The organism is Pseudomonas sp. LS.1a (genome assembly GCF_022533585.1).
Taxonomy (GTDB): Bacteria; Pseudomonadota; Gammaproteobacteria; order Pseudomonadales; family Pseudomonadaceae; genus Aquipseudomonas.
This window is the reverse complement of the sequence record NZ_CP092827.1, coordinates 1,995,788-2,014,237: the sequence shown is the minus strand read 5'-3', so window position 1 is coordinate 2,014,237 and position 18,450 is coordinate 1,995,788. Positions and strand designations below refer to the sequence as shown.

At 64.8% G+C, this 18,450-nt stretch carries 19 protein-coding genes and 1 tRNA gene; 8 read left to right on the top strand and 12 right to left on the bottom strand.

The features are described from left to right. Positions 1–52: 52 nt before the first annotated feature. Positions 53–517, top strand: coding sequence for a nuclear transport factor 2 family protein (locus tag MKK04_RS09280; protein WP_063914057.1), 465 nt, complete (start codon positions 53–55; stop codon positions 515–517). On the opposite strand, the gene MKK04_RS09275 is transcribed toward MKK04_RS09280, so the two are convergent. Beyond that, positions 518–1,873, bottom strand: coding sequence for an ATP-binding protein (locus tag MKK04_RS09275; RefSeq protein WP_241106478.1), 1,356 nt, complete (start codon positions 1,871–1,873; stop codon positions 518–520). Next, complete coding sequence (locus MKK04_RS09270; protein ID WP_241106477.1) at positions 1,870–2,580, bottom strand: response regulator; 711 nt, start codon at positions 2,578–2,580, stop codon at positions 1,870–1,872. Before MKK04_RS09270 ends, MKK04_RS09275 begins: the two co-directional genes overlap by 4 nt. 168 nt (positions 2,581–2,748) lie before the next feature. Between MKK04_RS09270 and MKK04_RS09265 the strand changes: the two genes are divergently transcribed. From MKK04_RS09265 to MKK04_RS09245, 5 genes are all read left to right on the top strand, one after another. After that, a complete protein-coding gene (locus MKK04_RS09265; protein WP_207835388.1) occupies positions 2,749–3,531 on the top strand; it encodes an MlaA family lipoprotein in 783 nt (260 codons plus the stop codon). 13 nt (positions 3,532–3,544) lie between these two features. Further along, the gene (locus tag MKK04_RS09260) at positions 3,545–3,754 is read left to right on the top strand and encodes a hypothetical protein (RefSeq protein WP_243434273.1); all 210 of its coding nucleotides are present in this window, start codon (positions 3,545–3,547) and stop codon (positions 3,752–3,754) included. A 268-nt stretch (positions 3,755–4,022) separates the two neighbouring features. Next, positions 4,023–5,255 (top strand): MFS transporter, encoded by a 1,233-nt coding sequence (locus tag MKK04_RS09255; RefSeq protein WP_233694264.1) that lies wholly within the window; start codon positions 4,023–4,025, stop codon positions 5,253–5,255. A 36-nt stretch (positions 5,256–5,291) separates the two neighbouring features. Continuing rightward, entirely contained in the window at positions 5,292–6,065 is a 774-nt protein-coding gene (locus MKK04_RS09250; protein WP_063914051.1) for an AraC family transcriptional regulator, read from the top strand. 108 nt (positions 6,066–6,173) lie between these two features. After that, positions 6,174–7,322, top strand: coding sequence for a M14 family metallopeptidase (locus MKK04_RS09245; protein WP_063914050.1), 1,149 nt, complete (start codon positions 6,174–6,176; stop codon positions 7,320–7,322). 193 nt (positions 7,323–7,515) lie between these two features. Here MKK04_RS09245 and MKK04_RS09240 read toward each other — a convergent pair whose 3' ends face one another. The 8 genes from MKK04_RS09240 to MKK04_RS09205 all read right to left on the bottom strand — a co-directional run bounded on the left by MKK04_RS09240 (position 7,516) and on the right by MKK04_RS09205 (position 14,126). Beyond that, a complete protein-coding gene (locus MKK04_RS09240; protein ID WP_063914049.1) occupies positions 7,516–8,487 on the bottom strand; it encodes a Csu type fimbrial protein in 972 nt (323 codons plus the stop codon). Further along, positions 8,484–10,808, bottom strand: coding sequence for a fimbria/pilus outer membrane usher protein (locus MKK04_RS09235; protein WP_241106795.1), 2,325 nt, complete (start codon positions 10,806–10,808; stop codon positions 8,484–8,486). Before MKK04_RS09235 ends, MKK04_RS09240 begins: the two co-directional genes overlap by 4 nt. Positions 10,809–10,889: 81 nt before the next feature. Next, positions 10,890–11,666 carry a fimbrial biogenesis chaperone gene (locus MKK04_RS09230; protein ID WP_233687892.1) on the bottom strand — a complete coding sequence of 259 codons (777 nt, stop codon included), beginning with the start codon at positions 11,664–11,666 and terminating at the stop codon, positions 10,890–10,892. A gap of 39 nt (positions 11,667–11,705) precedes the next feature. Beyond that, positions 11,706–12,209: a Csu type fimbrial protein gene (locus tag MKK04_RS09225; protein ID WP_207835377.1), complete on the bottom strand. Its 504-nt coding sequence runs from the start codon at positions 12,207–12,209 to the stop codon at positions 11,706–11,708. Positions 12,210–12,212: 3 nt separating this feature from the next. Further along, positions 12,213–12,743 carry a Csu type fimbrial protein gene (locus tag MKK04_RS09220; protein WP_207835375.1) on the bottom strand — a complete coding sequence of 177 codons (531 nt, stop codon included), beginning with the start codon at positions 12,741–12,743 and terminating at the stop codon, positions 12,213–12,215. An 18-nt stretch (positions 12,744–12,761) separates the two neighbouring features. Then, positions 12,762–13,298, bottom strand: coding sequence for a Csu type fimbrial protein (locus MKK04_RS09215; protein WP_063914045.1), 537 nt, complete (start codon positions 13,296–13,298; stop codon positions 12,762–12,764). A 30-nt stretch (positions 13,299–13,328) separates the two neighbouring features. Continuing rightward, positions 13,329–13,856: a Csu type fimbrial protein gene (locus MKK04_RS09210; RefSeq protein WP_233687891.1), complete on the bottom strand. Its 528-nt coding sequence runs from the start codon at positions 13,854–13,856 to the stop codon at positions 13,329–13,331. 195 nt (positions 13,857–14,051) lie between these two features. Next, positions 14,052–14,126: transfer RNA gene (locus MKK04_RS09205), tRNA-Gln, on the bottom strand. A gap of 260 nt (positions 14,127–14,386) precedes the next feature. Between MKK04_RS09205 and MKK04_RS09200 the strand changes: the two genes are divergently transcribed. Then, complete coding sequence (locus tag MKK04_RS09200; protein WP_207835327.1) at positions 14,387–14,629, top strand: DUF465 domain-containing protein; 243 nt, start codon at positions 14,387–14,389, stop codon at positions 14,627–14,629. A 1-nt stretch (position 14,630) separates the two neighbouring features. Here the strand turns inward: MKK04_RS09200 and MKK04_RS09195 are convergent, their stop codons facing one another. Further along, entirely contained in the window at positions 14,631–15,056 is a 426-nt protein-coding gene (locus MKK04_RS09195; protein ID WP_207835325.1) for a DUF1810 domain-containing protein, read from the bottom strand. A 158-nt stretch (positions 15,057–15,214) separates the two neighbouring features. On the opposite strand from MKK04_RS09195, the gene zapE reads away from it, so the two are divergent. Next, positions 15,215–16,285 (top strand): cell division protein ZapE, encoded by a 1,071-nt coding sequence (gene zapE / locus MKK04_RS09190; protein WP_233694262.1) that lies wholly within the window; start codon positions 15,215–15,217, stop codon positions 16,283–16,285. A 126-nt stretch (positions 16,286–16,411) separates the two neighbouring features. Here zapE and MKK04_RS09185 read toward each other — a convergent pair whose 3' ends face one another. Next, entirely contained in the window at positions 16,412–18,301 is a 1,890-nt protein-coding gene (locus tag MKK04_RS09185) for a propionyl-CoA synthetase (RefSeq protein WP_233694261.1), read from the bottom strand. Positions 18,302–18,450: the final 149 nt, after the last annotated feature.

Sequence of the window (18,450 nt, the reverse complement as noted above, 5' to 3'; positions counted from 1 at the left end):
CGGCCATCGGCTACTACTCTCCTTCAAGCCAACCGACCTGAGGAGAACCCCGATGTCCCGCCCACCCCTGCCGCCCTTCACCCGTGAAAGCGCCATCGAAAAAGTCCGCCTGGCCGAAGATGGCTGGAACGGCCGCGACCCGGCCAAGGTCGCGCTTGCCTATACCATCGACACCGTCTGGCGTAACCGCGCCGAGTTCCCCCGCGGCCGTGCCGAGGTCGAGGCGTTCCTGGCGCGCAAATGGAACCATGAACTGGAGTACCGCCTGATCAAGGAGCTGTGGGCCTTCACCGGCAACCGCATCGCCGTGCGCTATGTCTACGAGTACCACGACGACAGCGGCCAGTGGTACCGCGCCCATGGCAACGAGAACTGGGAATTTGCCGACGACGGGCTGATGCAGAACCGTCATTCGAGCATCAACGAACACCCAATCAGTGAAGCCGAGCGCAAGTTCCACTGGCCGTTGGGCCGGCGCCCGGATGATCACCCCGGGCTCAGCGAAATGGGGCTCTGATCAGCCCAGCGGCAGCATGATCCTGACTTCCAGACCGCCACCGGGGCGGTTGCCCAGGGTCACGCTGCCTCCCTGCTCCAGCACGATGGCCCGTGCTGCGGGCAGGCCCAGCCCAACACCACCGGTATTGCGGTTGCGCGAACCTTCGATACGGTAGAACGGCGCGAATACCTGCTCATGTAGCTCCGGCGCGATGCCCGGCCCGCGATCCTGCACGGTAATCTCGATCTGCCTGGCGTTTACCGCCAACACCACCATGGGCTCACGGCCATACTTCGCGGCATTGTCGATCAAGTTGACCAGCACTCGCTTGATGCCCACCGGTCGCCCGGTGTACACACAGCGGCGCGGCCCGCTGAGGCCGACCTCGACCCCCGCATCCTTGAAATCGTCCACTACGGTCAGCAGCAATTCGCCCAGGTCGAATACGGTCGTCTGTTCCAGCCGTGCATCATCACGGAAGAACCCCAATGCCGCATCGACCATTGCCTGCATCTCGTCGACGTCCTTGAACAACTTGGCCTGTAGCTGGGCATCGTCGATGAACTCGGCGCGCAAGCGCATGCGCGTAAGCGGTGCACGCAAGTCATGGGAAATGGCCGCAAGCATCTGGGTACGGTCGTTGAGAAAATGCTTGAGCTGCGCCTGGGTGGCATTGAACGCGAGGATGGCCTGGCGCAGGTCATGCGGGCCGACCACCGGAATGGGCGGGGCATTGAAGTCCTTGCCAAAACGCCGCGCACCTTCGGCAAAGCGCTCCAGCGGCTTGGCCAGGTAGCGCGTGGCCAGCAGCGCGACGGCAAGGCTGGAAACCAGCATCAAGCCCAGGATGATCAGGTTGCGCGGCAGTTCATCCAGGCCCCAGCTGCGGTCGGTGGCACGGTACAGCACCCAGGACTTGTCGGTCAGCTCGATCATCAGCGCATAGCCACGCTCAGGTGCGTATTCCGGCATGTCCGACGGTTCGAAGGCCTCGATCCTGGCATCCGGGCGCTTGAGCAGCGCGCGCAGTATAGGCGTACCCTGGCTGAACTCGGCATCGACCAACACTGGCACGCCCGCTTCGTCATGGCGGCGCAGCCATCGCACAGAGTACGAGCCGTCACCCGCCGCGCTGGCAATGTTGGCACGCTGCGCCATGGGCGCGGCATCGAGAATGCGGGTGACCGCTGCAACCTTCTCGATCACCCCGCTCTCCAGCAGCGGTGGCTGCGCCCAGACGCTCAGCAACAGGCTGAACAGCACCTTGAGCAGCAGCAGGAACAGCATCGCTGTCAGGGTGGTCAGCGCGATCCAGCGGGCAATGGTGATCTTGGGCCGTGGCAGGGCCTGGCGAACCCTGGCGAGGACCTTCATCGCTTCGCGACCGTGGGCGTGAACAGGTAACCAGCGTTGCGCAGGGTACGGATCAAGGGCTCTTTGCCGTGGTCGGTTTCAAGCTTGCGGCGCAGCCGGCTCACCTGGACGTCGATGCTGCGATCATAGGCGTCGTAGGCATCGCCGCGGGCCATGTCCAGCAATTGCTGGCGGCTGAGCACCCGCCGCGGATGCTCGGCGAACACCAGCAGCAGCTCGAATTCACCGTTGGACAAGGGGATCATGACGTTGTCCGGCGAACGCAGTTCGCGCCGCACCACATCCAGTCGCCAGCCGGCAAACTCCAGAATCGCGCAGGCATGGCCCGCCGCGCCACCGGCCGCTTCGCCGGCACGGCGCAGTACTGCCCTCACCCGGGCCAGCAGTTCACGGGCGGCGAACGGTTTGGTCAGGTAGTCGTCCGCCCCCAGCTCCAGGCCAACCACCCGGTCACTCAGCTCGCCCATGGCGGTGAGCATGATCACTGCCACCTTGTGCTCGGCCAGCAAGCGCTGGCACAACACCAGGCCACTGTCGCCAGGCAGCATCACATCCAGAATGACCAGGTCTGGCACCCGCCGCTCAAGGGCCTGCCAGAGCGCCTTGCCATCCCTGGCCACATCAACCTCGTAACCATGCTGGCAGAGAAACTTCTGCAACAGGTCGAGCACCTCGACATCATCGTCGACTATCAGCAAATGGCTCACAAAAAAGCACCGCAAAACAAGGTTACCAAGCCGTACTTTAAGGCCATCCCTACGCAGACGTCATATATTTCAACCCTGAAACAAAGTGTCGACGCCGAGACAATCCGGACATTCCCGGGCAAAGAAAACTGCGCAGCATCGCCGCCAGTTCTTGCCAGGAATGTATCTATGTCCCGTTCATCATCCGCCTCCCGTTCAGCGCGCTCTGCCGCGCTGGCCTTGTCGCTGCTCGTGGCGGGAAGCTGCAGCCAACGTGCAGCGGCCACGCCTGCCTGCGGCAATGTCGCCTATCAGGTCAGTGATCCGGCCGAGCCCGCCAACCGCGCCGTATTCGCCTTCAACCGCACGGTCGATGACTATCTGCTGGCCCCCGTCGCCCGCGGCTACACCGCGCTGCCCGGTTTTGCCCAACAGGGCCTGCACAACTTTGCCAGCAACTTCGGTGAGCCCAAGGTGTTCGTCAACGACCTGCTGCAGGGCAATGGCGAGCGGGCGATGACCAGCCTCAGCCGCTTCATCTTCAACACCACCCTGGGTGTGGCGGGGCTGGTCGACGTGTCTGGCAAAATGGGCCTCAGCCAGCACCGCTCGGACTTTGGCCAGACCTTCGGAGTGTGGAACATCGCCGATGGCCCCATCGTCGAGCTGCCGCTGCTGGGCACCCACAACCTGCGCGATGCCACCGGCACGGTACTGGGCCTGGCGCTGGACCCGTTTGGCGGCAACAGCAATACCGTCGAAACCCTGGGCAAGGTAGCCACGGCTGGAGGCATCGTCGATGCACGGGCCGAAGCACTGCCACTGACCGACCTGCTGCGCACCTGGCCTGATTACTACCTCGCACTGCGTGACTACACCGCGCAGCGGCGCAGCAACCGGGTGGCAGAAGGCAAGGCCGGCGAGCCGGGAGCGTGGCCAGTGGATTGTGCAGGAGATGCCCGTGAAGAATGATGCCCAAGCCGCCATGCTGCTGTTCAGGCGCCTGGAAGGCGCTGCCCGGCAACCGCTGTTGCTGCATGAACTGGAGGCCCGGGTTTCGGCTGATGGCCGGAGCCTGGTGCTGAGCCGCTATCGCGAACGCTTTACCGCCGAAGGCAAACCCTACCGGCACGAGGTTCATCGCAGCGTACCGATTGCCGCCTTGCTGCGCTGGGTGGCGCGGCACGAACGATGAATCCGGGGCGGCCAGGTATTAGCAGGGACCCTGTAGGAGCGGCTTTAGCCGCGAACACCGGCGCAGCCGGTGCCATGCACCGCGTTGGATTCTTCGCGGGTAAACCCGCTCCCACAGGGTACGCGGACCGCTTGCGAATCCAGGGCGTCAGGCCCGGAATGTCCGAAACGCGACAGTAGCTGCCTGTTCGGCGTGAGACAGGCAACCCGGGTACTGGCTAACCTGCGGCGGCAATGCCTTGCTCCCTTTCCACGGAAGAACCTTGCCCATGACGACCTCCACCGCCTCCATGGCCGCCGCCACACCTGCCGACCAACCCCAGGGCTTTCTGGTCCGCATCGTCGGCGCCGCCGCATTCGCCCACCTGCTCAACGACCTGATCCAGGCCGTGCTGCCGTCGATCTACCCGATGCTCAAGAGCGATTTCGCGCTGAGCTTTGCCCAGATCGGCTGGATCGCCCTGATCTACCAGGTGACCGCCTCCCTGCTGCAACCCTGGATCGGTCTTTACACCGACAAGCACCCGCAACCCTACCTGCTGCCGGCTGGCATGCTGGTGACGCTGGTGGGCATCGCCCTGCTCGCCTTCGCCGGCAGCTATGAAATGCTGCTGGTGGCCGCGGCGGTGGTCGGTGTGGGCTCGGCGACCTTCCACCCCGAAGCCTCGCGAGTGGCCAGGATGGCCTCCGGTGGGCGCTTCGGCACCGCGCAATCGACCTTCCAGGTCGGCGGCAACACCGGCTCGGCCCTCGGCCCGCTGCTGACCGCTGCCATCGTCATTCCGCACGGGCAGCCGGCCATTGCCTGGTTCATGCTGGCCGCCGCGCTGGCGGTATTCGTGCTGTTGAGAGTAACCGGCTGGACCGTGCGCCACGGCCAGACCCGGCTCAAGACCTTCGCCGGCCAGCAGGCAGCCGGCCTGTCGCGCGGCGCCATGTGGCGTGCCGTGGCGGTTATCGCCGTATTGATGTTCGCCAAGTTCGTCTACATCGCCTCGTTCACCAACTACTTCACCTTCTACCTGATCGAGCATTTCGGCCTGAGCGTGCAGCACAGCCAGCTGTACCTGTTCGTGTTCCTCGCGGCCGTGGCAGTGGGCACCTTCGCCGGTGGCCCGGTGGGTGACCGTATCGGGCGCAAGGCGGTGATCTGGGTCTCGTTCCTCGGCGTGGCGCCCTTCGCCCTCGCCCTGCCCTACGCCAACCTGGCCTGGACCGTGGTACTGGCGGTGGCCATCGGCCTGGTGATGTCCTCGGCCTTCGCCGCCCTGGTGGTGTATGCCCAGGAGGCCGTGCCGGGCCGGGTCGGCATGGTGTCGGGGGTGATGTTCGGGTTGATGTTCGGTATCAGCGGCATCGGCGCCGCCGGGCTCGGTGAACTGGCCGATCGGCATGGCATCGAGTGGGTGTACCAGGTCATCTCGTTCCTGCCGCTGCTGGGGCTGGCCACCGCGCTGCTGCCGGCGACCCGCTCGCAAGCCCGCCCCAGCCGCTGCTGTTAAAATGGGCGTGCCGGGCTGCCTGTACAAGAGGTCGAAATGCTAAAGCCGCAGCGTGAATTGCTGGTGGAGGTCGATGAGTGGACCTGGGAAGTGGGCAGCCGTGCGACGGACTACCCGACCGACTGGTTCATCGAGCCCCACAGCCATGCCAAGCACCAACTGATCTATGCCACCAAAGGCCTGATGATCGTCGAGTCCGGGAACGAACGCTGGACCGTGCCCCCCAGCCGCGGCGTCTGGATGCCCTGCGGCCAGGTGCACGCGATCCGCTGCGTGGGCGATGTGAAGATGCGCAGCGTGTTCGTGCGCACCGACGCGGCAGTGCAGTTGCCCGTGCAGAGCAAGGCCATCAGCATCTCGCCGTTGCTCAGCGAACTGATCAAGGCCTCCGTAGGCTTTACCGCGCCGTTTGCCGAAGACTCGCGTGAAGCCCGGGTGATGCGCCTGATCCTCGACGAGATCTGCGTGCTGCCGACCTTGCCGCTGAAGCTGTCGCAGCCCGGCGACAAGCGCCTGCAGGCGATCTGCTCGGCGCTGCATGAGCGACCTGACGATAACGCCACCTTGGCCGACTGGGGCCAGCAGCTGGGGGTGGACGAAAAGACCATCCAGCGCCTGTTCCGCAAGGAAACCGGCATGACCTTCGGCCAGTGGCGCCAGCAGGCGCGGCTGATGCAGGCACTGGAGCGGATCGCCCTGGGCGAGCGGATCATCGATGTGGCGGGGACGCTGGGGTATGACAGCCCCAGTGCCTTCGCCAGCATGTTCAAGCGCCAGTTCGGTATCACGCCGAGTCAGTTCTTCAAATAGCCTGTAGGAAACATATGAGATCGCCCCGCGTCGCCTGATCTCGCGCATCAACCCTGTCAAGCCGTGTACAGTAGCCTCACAACAAAGCCCCCAGAAGGAGCCCGGCACATGACCGTGACGCTGTCCCCCCTGCAGATCGACTGCGATTTCGACTCCGGCAACATCCAGGTGCTGGATGCCAGCAACCCGGCCCAGGTACACCTGGCCATCCGCCCGGACACCCACAGCGGCCACTACCAGTGGTTCCACTTCAAGGTCAGCGGGCTGACGCCGGGCCAGGTCCATCGCTTCAGCCTCGACAACGCCTCCGGCTCCTCCTACAAGAATGCCTGGAGCGGCTACAACGCCGTGGCCTCCTACGATCAGCACACCTGGTTCCGCGTCCCCAGCCAGTTCGACGGCACGGCGCTGTCGTTCGAGGTAAAGGCCGAACAGCCACACATCTGGTTCGCCTACTTCGAGCCCTACCCGCGCGCGCGCCACAACCAGCTGATCGAACGTGCCCGGCAACTGCCAGGGGTCGAATTGCTCGCCAATGGCCGCAGCGTACAGGGCCGCGACATTCCCCTGCTGCGCGCCGGTGACGGTGCCGCTGGCAAGCGCAAGCTGTGGCTGATTGCCCAGCAACACCCGGGCGAACACATGGCCGAGTGGTTCATGGAAGGCGTGATCGACCGCCTGCAGGCCAACGACGCGGTGATCCAGCAATTGCTGGCCAAGGCCGACCTGTACCTGATCCCCAACATGAACCCCGACGGTGCCTTCCTCGGCCACCTGCGCACCAACTTCAAGGGCAAGGACCTCAACCGTGCCTGGCAGGACGCCAGTGTCGAACTCACCCCAGAGGTGTTCTTCGCCCAGGCGCAGATGAAGCAATACGGCGTGGATGCGTTCATCGACGTGCATGGCGATGAGGAGATTCCCCATGTATTCACCGCGGCCTGCGAGGGCAACCCGGGCTACACGCCACGGCTGGCCAAGCTGGAAGAGCAGTTCCGCAGCACCCTGTGCAGCCTGACCCGCGACTTCCAGACGGTGCATGGCTACACCCGCGACGAACCGGGGCAGGCCAACACGACGCTGGCCTGCAATGCGGTGGGGATGGCGCATGACTGCCTGTCACTGACCCTGGAAATGCCGTTCAAGGACCATGACGACGCGCCGGATGCCGTCACCGGCTGGTCGGGGGCGCGCTCGAAGGCGTTGGCCGGGGCGGTGCTGGAGACATTGGCGAAGATGGTTGGCGATTTGCGTTGACTGAAACGGCCCATCGCCGGCAAGCCGACTCTCACAGGACTGCACATGACTCATGGCATTAGCAGGGCCCCTGTGGGAGCGGCTTTAGCCGCGAACACCGGCGTAGCCGGTGCCATGCACCGCGTTGGATTCTTCGCGGCTAAAGCCGCTCCCACAGGTTACGCGGACCGCCGCTCCCACAAGGTCCCTGCACTCAGAACTGCACATCCAGAATCACACTGTCGGTATAGGTCGCCGCCGGCGGTGTAGCCTGGTCGGTGTAGACCTTGGCGTTGTAGTTGAACACCTGGCTACCGGTGCCGGTACCCGTGCCGGGGTTTACATCGGCATCGGCACTGGCCCGTCGCGCAGCCCCTACCGAACCCCAGCGCACCGCACCGGCGCTCTTGAAAATGTCATAGGCCAGGTAGTTGTTGGCCGCCGACTTCATCCGCCGTCGCCCATTGGCTGCGTTCTGGCCGTCATCCAGGCCCACGGTGTAATTGCTGCCCTTGGTGCACGATACACTCAGGCTCTGGCTCACCGTGCCGAAGCCTGCCACCACCGGCGCACTGGAGAAGCTGATAGTGGGTGTGGTGATCTGGCAGTCGTTGGTCACCGTCAGGCTCACGTACAAATTCTGGCTACCCGAGTTGATGTCACGCCCCGCGCAAAGCCCGCCGAGGCCAATTCCCGCACAGTAATTCCAGCTCCAGGCCACGGTCAGGGTCTCCTGGTACAGGCCTGCGGCGACGTTGCTGCCAGTCTGGGTACGCATGTAGATCGGCACAGTCTTGGGCGTGGAGCTGCCGAGCAACCCCAGCACGTCGATGATACTGTTGCGGGCGAAGTCGTAGGGCTGGCCACGGGTCAGCGGATAGTTGGTACTGTTGTCGGCATACAGCGTGTAGGGGATGACGTCGCCCGTCGGACCGACCAGGCCGCCCGACGCGGGCAGGATGGTGGCGTAGAAGTGATCATCGCTGCTGAGCAGGGTAAGCAGCGAACCGCTGCACTGTAACCCCGAGTTCAGCGTCGAGGTGCTTTGTACCGTGTTGAGTACCTGCCGCGAGCTGAGGCTGCCGAACGCTGCCGGCGACGTCGCGACCGACGAGCACAGCGCCCACGCCGAACCTGCCGGCAGTAACAGTAACCCCGCCCACAACCCACGCCAGCAGGCCGTCATTTGCACACCAACGGACCGATCAAGGGGATCGAGCCTTGCGCTTCAGGCAGGTCGAACGCCACCTGGCAATGCCCGCCCCCTTCCAGCTCCACCTGCAGGCGGTTATGCGCCGCCAGGTTCTCCAGGTACACCAGGCCATCCCAACCGACTACAGCCTGGCCGCCACTTTCAGCATGGGTGACACGGCTGCCCAGCTTGAGCGCCTGCCGGTCAGCGTCCACCAGTTCGACACTGGCCGCCAGCACGCGCCTGAGCGGGAACTCCAGCAAGTAGCCGCTGCCCCGGCGCACCGCCACCCGCTGTTCCACTTCCGGCGCGAGGATGTCCGGCGGCAGGTCCATGGGGTCGATCTCGTACTTGCCGCGGTAGTAACCGCTGCCGTACGGCACCAGCAGGTGGCCGTCGGCATCGGTGCGGCCTACTTCCTGGTTTTCATAGCGCACCGGCACATCGGCGTAGCCACCGGTGCTGACCACCACGAAGGCATCGTCGATACGGTTGGCAGCGAACAGCCCGGCATCCATCCACACCAGCGAACCACTGGCGTCGGCCCAGCGGGTCATTTCGCCACTGCTGCCATACACACCGGCCTGCAACTGCACCGACTGCAGGCGCCAGGTGACATCGGCCTGGCGGTAAGCATCGCGCTCGCTACCGGCGGCATAACCCAGGTTGTACCCGAAACCACCACCCACCGGCGTCGCGCGGCTGTAGTTGACCCGCTGCAAGGTCTCGCCTTCCTGGCTGCGCTCCATGCCCAGGGCCAAGGTGCCGTGCAGGTCGAACGGGATCACCAGTTGTGCCTGCACCGCCCACTGGCTGTCCCCCACTTCACGGTTGGCCGACAGGTACACGCTGCTGTTCCCCCACAGCGGCCTGCTGTAGCTCAGGTTGATCAGCCGGGTACGCGTGCCGTCGCCGGCGCGCACATCGAAGTAGCCGGCACCGATGTTGCCGTATTCGTTCAGGTTCAGGCTCAACGTGACCTGTTCGCTGCGCTGGCTCAGCTGTATGTCCTGGCTGTCGACCCGGGTCAGGTCGGCGTAGTCGCCATGGCGTTGCAGGCGCTGGTAGCTGAAGCCGATGCGCTGGCTGTTGTATTGGTAGCCGAGGGCGACCTGGTGGCCCTTGTCGCCGTCGAACCGGCTCTGCGCCAAGGCAGCGTTGAGCACGCCGAAGTTGCCCAGGCGCAGGTTGCCGCCCAGGCCGCCCAGCATCAGCGATTCGGCAGTTTCGGCATGGGTCTCCAGGGTGAGGATGTCGCTGACCCCGTAGCGCAGGCTGGCCGAGGCAACCCCTGGGCCATAGGCAAAATCGCGCACTCCGTAGTCGCGGCGCAGGCTACCGGCTGCCACCGAATAATCCGCCAGGCCCTGCTGCAGCAGGCTGCTGGTGACGTAGAACGGCAAAGTGGTCGACACCTGCCGACCAAGGGCATCGGTGGTGACCACCACCGCTTCCCCGGCGCCGTTGATGAACGGCACGTTGGTCAGTGTGTAGGGGCCCGGCTGCAACTCGGTGGTGCTGGACTTGTAGCCATTGATGAACAGGTCCAGCGAGGTCGGGACCGCGGCTTCACCGGAGAACGCCGGCAACGGGTAGGTGACCAGGTCGGGGCGCACAGCGAAATCGCGCGATAGCTGCAGGCCACCGACCCGCACCGAGCTGGTCCAGGGCAAGGCGCCGGTCACCAGGTCACCGGCTTCGTAGGTCAGCAGGCGCTGCTCGTCGGTGAAGCGCCAGGTGGTGTCGTAACGCAAGAAGCCCTGGCGCGTGTCGTCGGCCGGCGCACCATTGAACGACTGGCGCCACTGCCCGGTGCTGGAGAACGTACCCCAGCTGTCGAACAGGCGCAGTTCGTTCCAGGCTGCCAGGTAGCTGCCGCCGTCATCGGTGTCGTTGAGGTACAGGTCGTAGTTGAACAACGCGCCGAAACTGCTGCGCGCATCGCTGGCCGTGTACAGGTTGCGGTCGCCCAGTTGCTGGTCGGGCAGCCAGGCCGGCGGCACTTGCAGCAGCAGGCGCTGGTTCTGGCTGTCGTAGTCGGCGTGCAGCCCCGCGATGGCCTCCAGCGCCACCTCGCCCTGGGGGTTGCCCGGCAGCGAGACACCGGCCCCGCGCAACACCTCGCTGTCCAGGTACAACTGCCCGGCGCGCTGCTGCACCGGCACCAGTTCAGCCTTGGGCATCTGGTTCACCAGCAGCTCGAGGTACAGCGTGGCGTCGGCGATGGCGGACAGCTCCGTAGGCGGTGGCGGCAGGTCGTCGGCCAGCACCAGGCCAGAGCCGACCAGGGCCAGCCCCAGGCACCAGCGGTGCATCGCCGCCGTCAGCCACCTCACACACGGTTTCCAACCATTGCCAGGTCCTCCCTGGGCCCTGCTCGGCATTCAGGCGCGAGCTCATTGGCTTTGGCGGATGGCGTCCGCACTGCTCTGGCCGTTCAACCTACCCTTCAGCACACTGCCGGCATTCGGTGCCAACGGTGCCGGCCAGCGCATGCTGGCCCCCGGCAGCACATAGCCCAGCAGGCCCTCGGCCAGTGGCGTGCTCTGGCTGCCCTGTTGCACCACTACATCGGTCAGGCGTGCATGCACCGGGCCGGTGTTGCGCAGTTCCACATAGGGCTTGCCCTGCACGGTTACCGCGCGCCAGCTGAGTTGCGGCTTGCCGACACCTTCGGCATTGCGCTTGCCTGCAGGGTCGGCCTTGCCCCACAGGCCTTCGCCGTAGACGAACAGGGGCACCGAGTAGCGCATCTGCAGGCGGATCGCCGCAGTGGTACCGGGCTCGGCCTTGTCGACGGGGATGGCGGGCGGGATTTCGTCGATGATGATGCGGTAGGCCTGCTCCTGGCCGACTGGCGAGGGGCCGGTGCGGGTCAGGCGGATCAGTTGCTTCTGCCCGGGGGCGATGTTGGCCACCGGCGGGCTGCCGATGATCTCGCGCTGCGCCTGGTACTGTTCCTGATAGTCACCCTGGCGCCAGGCGAACACCCGCACCTGCAGGTTGGCCGGTGCAGTGCCGCGGTTTTCCAGCCATAGTGCGCCGGCCTTCTGGTCAGCCTCCAGCACCGGGTCGATCGGCCAGATCAGCACCGAGGTGGCGGCCCCGGCCGGCAGGCTCGCCAGCCACAACGCACCGATCAATCCACGCGCCCACTTCGCGCCTGCCCCCATGAAGCTCTCCTTGGATACTGGTCGTTGGTGCCGATGTATTCACCAGGTCACCGTCACCTGCACTACATCGGTATAGGTCCCTGCCGGCAGCGTACCGCTCAGCTGGAGCCGGCCGTACACCGGCAGCTTGATCGCCGTCGGGTCGGTGTAGCTCACGGCCACGCTCTGGCCGATCCCCAGGCTCTGGCTGTAAGCCGCGTCCCGGTACAACTGGTATGCCAGCACCTGCGTGCCGCCCGTGCGCTTGAGGTTGCGTGTGCCGCTGGAACTGTTCTGTCCGCCATCCACACTCATGCTCAAGGCCACCCCCGGGGTGCACTGAAAGGTCACCGTGGTACCGCCCAGCGAGGTGCCGAGGACACCGGTGGCCAGCGCTGACTGCGTGCCATAGTTCAGCGTCCCGTAGTTGCTGACGCCGCCGACCACCAGGCACCCGGCAACGATCTGCGCCGTCACCATGAAACTGCTGGTGGTCGCCGCATCCAGAGGTGCGGCCAGCAGCACGCCGAGGCCGCTCAGGCCGCCCGCCAGCCAGCTGCGCATGACTCAGAACGACAGCTCGACGGACACTGTGTCGGTATACGCCCCCGCCGGCAGGCCGGCCTTGCCACGCGCCTGGCCATACAGGTTGACGGTCTGGGCCGCGCCGCTGCTGGTCGGCAAGGTGATGGTGCCGTCGATGGCCAGCACCTGCGTGTGCCCGGCATCGGTGTAGAAGTCATACGGCACGAAGTTGCCGGCGCCATCCGCCAGCGCACGGTTGCCCCCGGCCGACTGGCCATCGTGGAGGCCGCCCCTGACACGGATCACCGGTACCGTGCCGGCCGAACAGAGAATGCTCATCGCCCCTCCGCCGCCGCCGATTACCTGGGCGTCGGCAGTGGTGAACAGGGCATCCTTGGTGCCGAAGTCCAGGGTACCAAAGCTCACCCCCGAGGTGCCTGAGCTGCCATTGACCTGGCACGCCGCGGTCAAGGTCAGCGTCGAGTCGATGGTCCCGGTCGTGGCGGCCTGGGCCTGGGAAGCCAGCGCCAGGCCCAGACCGGCGAGGATGCAGCGTGAGAGGTTCATTCGCATCGAAGTCTCCTTGCGTCGTTACCAGTCCAGGGTCACCCTGAGGGTGTCACGGTACAGCCCGGCCGGCAGCGCGCGCGGTTGCGCCACTACCACACCGTAGATGGGGATCGGTATCTGCCGGGTACTGCTGATGGTGAAGGCACGCGCCTGGCCGATGCCGTAGCGGCTGTTGCCGCCCGGGTCGATCGCCAGCTGATAGGGGATCAGCTCGCGGCCGTTACTCAGGCGCCGTATGCCGTCACTGCCATTCAGGCCACCGTTGATACGCACGTTGAACGCCCGCACTTCGGGCGTGCAGCTGATCTGCAGGCTGCCCTCGCCGCTCACATCATCGACCTGGCTACGCAGCGGTTGGTCCCAGTGCGGACCGCGCTCGCCGAAGTCCAGCACCCCCGGGTTGCCCACCACTGTCGGTTGCGTCTCGTTGCTGCTGACCTGGCAAGCCGCGCTGATTACCAGCCGCGCCTGGATGAAACCGGTGCTGGTGCCATGCGCGGCACCGCCGGGCACCAGCAGCGGGCCCAAGGTAAGCAGCAGGATCGAGGTGCGGTTCATGGGGTCGCGTCCTTGTGCATGTTGGCATCCCTACCAGGTGACGGTGACTTTGAGCAGGTCGGCATACCTACCTGCGTGCGGTACCCAGGCCAGCTTGTCGATCCGTGCATACAGCGGCAGCTCGACCGAGCCGCTGTCCGGCACCCGCGCCGAATGCGCCACATTCACCGCCAACGGTTCGCGCCAGGCGGCGTCGCGGTAAAGGCGATAAGGGATGGGCCTGGCCTTGTCATCGTCGCTGGCCAGGAAACGCAGCTCGCCGACGCCGCCATGCTGACCACCGTCGACGCGGACCTGGTACGGGGTGTCGGGATTGCACTCCAGGCGTGGCGGGCGCTGGCTCAACAGAACGCCGCTGAGCGGCGCGCCAGGGCCATCCAGCCGCGCAGCAGCGCCCATGTCGATCCGCCCCAGCGCCTGTGCACCGGCATCGCGGGGCTGGTTGACCAGCATGCAGCCGCGCTGCACCAGCACCCGTACCTCCACCAGGAAGTCCGTCGCCATGGCACCACTGCTCAACATAAGGCCCAACAGGGCGGCCAGGGAACGCTCCGTCACCTTATTATCCTTGTCGAAGTCTGCTGAACTGAGCGTAGCAGTGAGGTGGCATCACGGTGCTGGCATCAAGCCACTTTTTTTGTATTAGTGATAAAGCGGGGGGAAGGACTGCATATGGATGCAAAAGACAGAAACGACAAAGCCCAGCGCTTGTCTTTCCAAGCACCGGACCGAGATACGTTTGAAGCAGGAAAATGGCAGGGGCGGCTGGATTCGAACCAACGCATGGCAGGATCAAAACCTGCTGCCTTACCGCTTGGCGACGCCCCTGTATCGGATGCAGCGTTTGCTGCTCTGACAATTCCAACTGAGTGACAACTGGGTTGTTGTCTTGGAATGCGCGGCACTTTAACAACAAACTTTCGGTCTGTGAACCCCCTGATGAAAAAAAATTACCAAAAAACAGCGAGTTAGTCATTTTCGCGGTTGGCGCAGCGACCATCCGTCGTTTTCTCCCCGCTTCGCTTCAACACATTCGCATTCCTCCCTTCCAATCAGATGAGCCAACTGCATCGACCAAGGAGGACCCCATGCCTGTTTCCCACGATCTTTACCAGGACTTGCACTACCCGCGCGAAATCGTCCAGCAGCGCCGTCAGGAGGACAGGGAGCTGGACCGGCTGCTGGACGAGTACATGGACATCGACAACCAGGTGCTGGCCGCCGAGTCGATCTCGGCGGGCAACTTCGAGGATGAAGACCTGCGCCGCCTGAAGGAGCGCCGGCTGGCCGTGAAGTACATGATCGAACGCCAGCTTCAGCACAAGCCCTGAGCTAACCCGACAACATGGCCAAGGTCAGGGCGTCCGGCTCACCGTCGTAGAATTGCACCAGCGCAAACTGGAACAACGGATTGTCAGGCGCTGCCCGGGCGAACAGGGTCAGGCACGAGCGCAACTTGAGATGGTCGGGGCTACCGAGGATTTCGCGGGCACTCTTGTCGCCGTGCTGCAGCAGTGCGGTCACGCAGGCTTCCAGGCGCGGGCCAAGCAGCGGATGAGCCAGGTAGGCCCGGGCCTCGTCGATGCCGGCCAGCGCATAACGTTCGGCCATGGCGCTGTGGCCCAGGCCATCGAGTTGCGGGAACACGTACCACATCCAGTGGCTGCGCTTGCGCCCGGCCTGCAACTCCTCCATCACCTGGCCATACACAGGGTTCTGCGCCTCGACGAAACGCTCCAGATCAAGATCGGTGTGCATGGCTCGCCCTCCTCGCATCGGTTCCTGCCTTTACTGTACGCCTGCATGGCCTACCTATCTCGTCAGGCGATCATTGCCGCGCACTTTCTGTATTAGTCAAAATGGCCGCCCTCGGGCAAGCTGCACGCTACCCCGCCATCGCCCAAGGAGCTTTGCTTTTGCCTGCCTGGATCCCTACCCCGCTACGCCAGCTTGGCCAACGCCTGCGCGGCGCCGCCGCCAACCAGAGCGAACTGCTCGGCTGGTTCGAGGACAAGGCGCACAGCCGCGGTTACCAGCTTAGCGACGGCCAACGCCGGGTGATCCACTGCATGGCCGAACAACTGGCGCAGCTCGAACAAGGCCAGCCGCGTAGCCTGTACCTGTACGGCTCGGTGGGCCGCGGCAAGAGCTGGCTGCTCGATGGTTTTTTCCAGGCCGTACCGGTGCAGGCCAAGCGGCGCCTGCACTTCCATGACTTCTTTGCCCGCCTGCATCAGGCAGTGCACCGCCACCGGGCGCTGGACGACGCATTGGGCGCGGCCCTCGACGAGCTGGTGGGCGATTGTCGGGTGCTGTGCTTCGACGAATTCCATGTGCACGACATTGGCGATGCCATGCTGCTCACCCGGCTGTTCAATGCGTTGTTCAGCCGCGGCGTGTTCCTGCTGGTAACGTCCAACTATGCTCCCGAAGGGCTGCTGCCCAACCCGCTGTACCACGAGCGGTTCCTGCCGGTGATTCGTCTGATCAACAGCGCGATGGAAGTGCTTGAAGTGGGTGGCGATACCGATTTCCGCAGCCTGCCGGCCAACCGCGAGCATCAGCGCTTTACCCGGGGTCACTATGTCTGGCCGGGCAATGCAGCGCAGCGCCAGGCGCTGAATGTGCCCGAACCGCAACCGGTGATGCTGGAAGTGAACAAGCGCCCGCTGCGCGCACTGGCCGTCGATGGTCGGCGGGTCGTGCTGGGCTTTGACGACCTTTGCGAAAAGGCCACGGCAGTGATCGACTACCTGGTGCTGGCCGGGCAGTACGATGAGTGGATCATCGATGGGCTGGATGACCTGTCGGAATGTTCGCTGGCGGCGCAGCAGCGCTTCGTCAACCTGGTGGATGTGCTGTATGACCAGGATCGGCAGGTGATGGTGATCGGCAGACGCCCACTGGAAGAGAGCCTGGGCGGGCCGCTTGCCGACCTGATGCGTACCCGTAGCCGGTTGGGGCAGCTGCATCAGGTAGGGCCCTAGAACTGTATTGCCTGGGCCGGCCTCTTCGCGGGTAAACCCGCTCCCACAGGGATGTCACAGGCCTTGAGGGCTGTGCAATACCTGTGGGAGCGGGTTTACCCGCGAAGAGGCCGGCAAGTCAAAACATCAACCCGCCCTGGGCAAATCCGCCAGCACCGCCTCGATCTCCCCCAGCACCGCCGGGTCATCCAGGGTCGAAGGCGGTACATAGTCCTGCCCGTCGGCAATCTTGCGCAGCACCGCCCGCAGAATCTTCCCGGAGCGGGTCTTGGGCAAGCGCTTCACCAGCCGCACCCGGTTGAAGCACGCCAATGCGCCAATCTCCTCGCGCACGCTGCCCACCAGGTCCACCAGCAGCTGCGCTTCGGCAATGCCCTCGCCATCCTTGAGCACCACCAGGGCCAACGGCACCTGCCCCTTGATCTCGTCATGCACGCCAATCACCGCGCACTCGGCCACCGCCGGATGGCGCGCCACCAGGTCCTCCATCTCGCCGGTGGACAGCCGGTGCCCGGACACGTTGATCACGTCATCCGTGCGCCCCATGATGTAGACGAAGCCGTCTTCGTCCAGATAGCCGCCATCGCCGGTGTGGTAATACCCCGGGTAGGTACGCAGGTAAGCCTGCAGGTAACGCTCGTGGTCGCCCCACAGCGTCTGGCTGCACCCGGGCGGCAATGGCAGGGCGATGACGATCGAGCCCTGGTGGTTAGGCCCCAGCAAGTGGCCCTCGTCATCCAGCACGCACACGTTATAGCCCGGCACCGCCCGGTTGCTCGACCCCGGCTTCGCCGCGCTGCCTTCCAGCCCCACACAGGGCGCGGTGACCGGCCAGCCGGTCTCGGTCTGCCACCAATGGTCGTGCACCGGCTTGCCACTGACCCGTTCCAGCCATTCGTGGGTGCTGGAATCCAGTTTTTCGCCCGCCAGGAACAACTGGCGCAGCGAGCTCAGGTCGTGCTTGCGGATCAGCTCACCCTCCGGGTCTTCCTTGCGGATGGCGCGCATGGCGGTGGGCGCGCAGAACAACGCGTTGACCTTGTATTGCTCCACCACCCGCCAGTAGGCCGAGGCATCCGGGGTACGGATCGGCTTGCCTTCGTAGAAGACCGTGGTGCAGCCGCTCATCAGCGGCCCATAGACGATCAGTGAATGGCCAACCACCCAGCCCACGTCGGATATGCCCCACCACACATCACCGGCCTGCATGCCGTAGATATGGCGCATGGCGTAGCACAGTGCCACGGCATTGCCGCCGTTTTCCCGCACGATGCCCTTGGGTTTGCCGGTGGTGCCAGAGGTATACATGATGTACAGCGGGTCGCCCGCATCCAGTTCCACCGGTGGCACCGGCTCGGCCTTGGCCAATGCCGCCTGCCAGTCCAGGTCACGGCCTGGCTGCAACTGGGCACGCGCCTGCGGCCGCTGCAGCACCAGCACGTTGCGCGGCTGGTGGCGGGCCAGTTGCAGGGCTCGGTCGACCAGCGGCTTGTATTCGATTACCCGGTCGAACTCCAGCCCGCAGGACGCCGTCAGCAGCAGCGTCGGCCGGGCATCGTCGATGCGCAAGGCCAGCTCGTTGGCGGCAAAGCCACCGAACACCACCGAGTGCACTGCGCCAATCCGCGCGCAGGCCAGCATGGCCATGGCCGCCTGCGGCACCATGGGCATGTAGATGATCACGCCATCGCCCTTGTTCACCCCCAGCTGGCGCAACAAACCGGCCAGACGCGCCACTTCGTCACGCAGCTGATGGTAAGTGTAGGCCTGCTGTACGCCGGTCACCGGCGAATCGTAGATCAGCGCCAACTGCTCGCCACGGCCCTGCTCGATCTGGTGATCGAGGGCCAGGTAGCAGCTGTTCAGGCGGCCATCGGCAAACCAGCGGTGGGTGCCGTCGACATTGTCTTGCAGCGTGAGGGCAGGCTTGCGGTGCCAGGCCAGGCGTGCGGCCTGTTCCGCCCAGAACGCGGCAGGGTCGGAAATGGAATGGGCGTAGCTGTGCTGGTAGCTCATATCGTAGGAAACCCGGTACTTGTTGTTATTGAAGGGCGAAACTTGAGTATGGACCGCTACACCCGCGCCGCCATGGGACTAAAGTCACAACCGACCTGCAAATTTGCAGAGAACGCCCCACAACGGTGCAAAGCTTCTAGAATAGGCCA

Bases quoted from the DNA above. Each gene is read 5' to 3' on its own strand.
- MKK04_RS09280 (WP_063914057.1), top strand. From the start codon at position 53: ATGTCCCGCCCACCCCTGCCGCCCTTCACCCGTGAAAGCGCCATCGAA.
- MKK04_RS09275 (WP_241106478.1), bottom strand. From the start codon at position 1,873: ATGAAGGTCCTCGCCAGGGTTCGCCAGGCCCTGCCACGGCCCAAGATC.
- MKK04_RS09265 (WP_207835388.1), top strand. From the start codon at position 2,749: ATGTCCCGTTCATCATCCGCCTCCCGTTCAGCGCGCTCTGCCGCGCTG.
- MKK04_RS09260 (WP_243434273.1), top strand. From the start codon at position 3,545: ATGCTGCTGTTCAGGCGCCTGGAAGGCGCTGCCCGGCAACCGCTGTTG.
- MKK04_RS09255 (WP_233694264.1), top strand. From the start codon at position 4,023: ATGACGACCTCCACCGCCTCCATGGCCGCCGCCACACCTGCCGACCAA.
- MKK04_RS09250 (WP_063914051.1), top strand. From the start codon at position 5,292: ATGCTAAAGCCGCAGCGTGAATTGCTGGTGGAGGTCGATGAGTGGACC.
- MKK04_RS09245 (WP_063914050.1), top strand. From the start codon at position 6,174: ATGACCGTGACGCTGTCCCCCCTGCAGATCGACTGCGATTTCGACTCC.
- MKK04_RS09240 (WP_063914049.1), bottom strand. From the start codon at position 8,487: ATGACGGCCTGCTGGCGTGGGTTGTGGGCGGGGTTACTGTTACTGCCG.
- MKK04_RS09235 (WP_241106795.1), bottom strand. From the start codon at position 10,808: ATGCACCGCTGGTGCCTGGGGCTGGCCCTGGTCGGCTCTGGCCTGGTG.
- MKK04_RS09230 (WP_233687892.1), bottom strand. From the start codon at position 11,666: ATGGGGGCAGGCGCGAAGTGGGCGCGTGGATTGATCGGTGCGTTGTGG.
- MKK04_RS09225 (WP_207835377.1), bottom strand. From the start codon at position 12,209: ATGCGCAGCTGGCTGGCGGGCGGCCTGAGCGGCCTCGGCGTGCTGCTG.
- MKK04_RS09220 (WP_207835375.1), bottom strand. From the start codon at position 12,743: ATGCGAATGAACCTCTCACGCTGCATCCTCGCCGGTCTGGGCCTGGCG.
- MKK04_RS09215 (WP_063914045.1), bottom strand. From the start codon at position 13,298: ATGAACCGCACCTCGATCCTGCTGCTTACCTTGGGCCCGCTGCTGGTG.
- MKK04_RS09200 (WP_207835327.1), top strand. From the start codon at position 14,387: ATGCCTGTTTCCCACGATCTTTACCAGGACTTGCACTACCCGCGCGAA.
- MKK04_RS09195 (WP_207835325.1), bottom strand. From the start codon at position 15,056: ATGCACACCGATCTTGATCTGGAGCGTTTCGTCGAGGCGCAGAACCCT.
- MKK04_RS09185 (WP_233694261.1), bottom strand. From the start codon at position 18,301: ATGAGCTACCAGCACAGCTACGCCCATTCCATTTCCGACCCTGCCGCG.